The organism is Terrabacter terrae, assembly GCF_039529575.1.
GTDB classification, from domain to species: domain Bacteria; phylum Actinomycetota; class Actinomycetes; order Actinomycetales; family Dermatophilaceae; genus Terrabacter; species Terrabacter terrae.
In genome coordinates this window covers 1-1957 of sequence record NZ_BAAANB010000056.1, presented here as the reverse complement: position 1 = coordinate 1957, position 1957 = coordinate 1, and the positions used below count along the sequence as shown (strand labels likewise).

Sequence of the window (1957 nt, the reverse complement as noted above, 5' to 3'; positions counted from 1 at the left end):
CCTTCGCACCTTGGAATCCCTTCGGCTCATCGCGGAGCTCGTCACCGTCGCGATCGCCCTTGCGCAAGGATCGAGTCAGTGCGCCGGCGGCCGATGCAACGCCCTTGACGGCCGACAGCGCCTGCGGTTCGTCGGGCACTCCGTCTCCGTCGAGGTCGACACTCCGGAAGGGACGGCTCACGGCGCCGGCAGCATTCGTGACACCTGCCCCGACGGCGGCGGCGCGGTCGGCCACCCCGGCGCCGAAGGCCTTCGCGGCGTCTTCGAGTGCTTCGAGTGCGCGGTTCGGCTCATCGTCGGCCATCTCGGCCTGGGACGGCACATCGAGATGTGCGGGAAACTGCGCTGGTGCCTCAGCGAAGGCCGAACGGGCCGCCTCAACGACTTCGCGACCGAACACGAACTTTGTGGCTCCGCTGACCAGCGCGCCGGCGCCGTAGTCGACGGCCGCCTGCTGCTTGTTGCTCAGCCCAGCTCGAACGCCTTCCAGTACGCCGCTCTCTACGCCTCGAACGAGAGTCTGCGCTTGACCGCCGGGCAGCGAGTCGGCAAGCGTGTTAGCCCAGTGGGACAGGTCCTTGCGCTTGCCGGCGCTGGCCGGTGTCCCCTTGGCTACCTCGTCCGACGTCGTGGCCAAATCCGTCGCCATGGTCGCAATCTGCTGCTGGCTGACCCGACCGTTGGACAGTCCGTACACCAGGGCGTGCGCCTGCTCCTTGTCGAGCTCCATCCCGTGAATGTCGGCGAGTGCCAGTGCGAAGAGTGCGGTGATCTCGAACTGGAGCTGCGCATCCCCAGCGGGGATGAGTGCGGTAACCCGGTGTGCGCCGGTCTGTGCTGCACCGATGGCCACTTGCTTCCCTGCGGTCTTCAGAGCCTGCTTGGCGGCCTCCTTGGCCACCGTTTTCCCCGCTCTCTTGGCGACAGCCTTGCCGCCGGCTGCAGCTGCGCCACCGCCGGGAATGAGCGAGATGCCGATCTCGAGCGCGACGGTGCCAATGGTCACGGCCGCACCGGCCACACTGATCGCCGTGACGTAATGGCGCTCGAGCATCGCGATCACGTCGGCGGGCGTCGCCTCATGGCTTCGCCGGCGGATGCGCCGGACGTATTTGCGGGCCATGGCGTTGCGGCCGGTGACGGCCTTGGCGATGTCTCGATCGGCCTGCTCGGCGCCGAGGCTCGCCTCGACGTTGACGTCCTCGAGGTCGTCATCAAGCTGCGCGGAATCGGACCTCTTGTCGTCGGTCACGTGGCAGTCCCTTCTGGCGGGGCGCCTCGACGGCACCTTCGGCTCTTCCACCCCGGAAGACCAGCGGCAAGTGTCGCCCAGAGCGGCGGCAGATGCACGCATTGGCGGCAAGCAGGACGAACGCCCGGAGCGGTGATCCGAGCGGTGCGCACGGCGGGGCGCTTTGAGCTGGCGAGCGAATTGCCCTGATCGCCCTCCTGAGTGCCTGCATGCGCGCCATACTTCACCGGAGCTCGACAGGCGTAGGTAGACGTGGACTAGGGCCTTCGAGTCACGGTAAAGGACAGGGAACGATGACTTACAACTCTCGGCGCTTCCGCTTCGATGGCGGTGCCGGCACTTATCTGGGAACTGCCCTTCTCGGGGTGCTGATCACGGTCTTGACCTTCGGGATCTGCTACCCGTACGCGCTTGTGCTGAACGAGCGGTGGAGGGCCAAGCATTCCTACATCGACGGGCAGCGGCTGATCTTCACCGGCTCGGCGGTCGGCCTCTTCGGCACGTGGATCAAATGGCTGGCGCTCACGTTCCTCACGCTGGGCATCTATCTGCTCTGGGTCGGCCCCCGGATCGTCCAGTGGAAGTGGGAACACACCGACTTCGACCCGACGACGCGCTTGTCTGGGGCGCAGGGGCCGACCATCAATGTGAACCTCGGGCACCCGGTTCCGCCTGGCCGCTCGACATCTCTGTAATCGCCCGCGC

2 protein-coding genes are annotated in these 1957 nt (G+C 66.7%); one reads left to right on the top strand and one right to left on the bottom strand.

The annotated features are described in order from the left end of the window. Positions 1–1252: hypothetical protein (locus ABD194_RS18950; RefSeq protein WP_343994375.1), on the bottom strand; the 1252-nt coding region annotated here is incomplete at its 3' end. Positions 1253–1545: 293 nt separating this feature from the next. Here ABD194_RS18950 and ABD194_RS18945 point away from each other — a divergent pair. After that, entirely contained in the window at positions 1546–1947 is a 402-nt protein-coding gene (locus ABD194_RS18945; RefSeq protein ID WP_343994373.1) for a DUF898 family protein, read from the top strand. Positions 1948–1957: the final 10 nt, after the last annotated feature.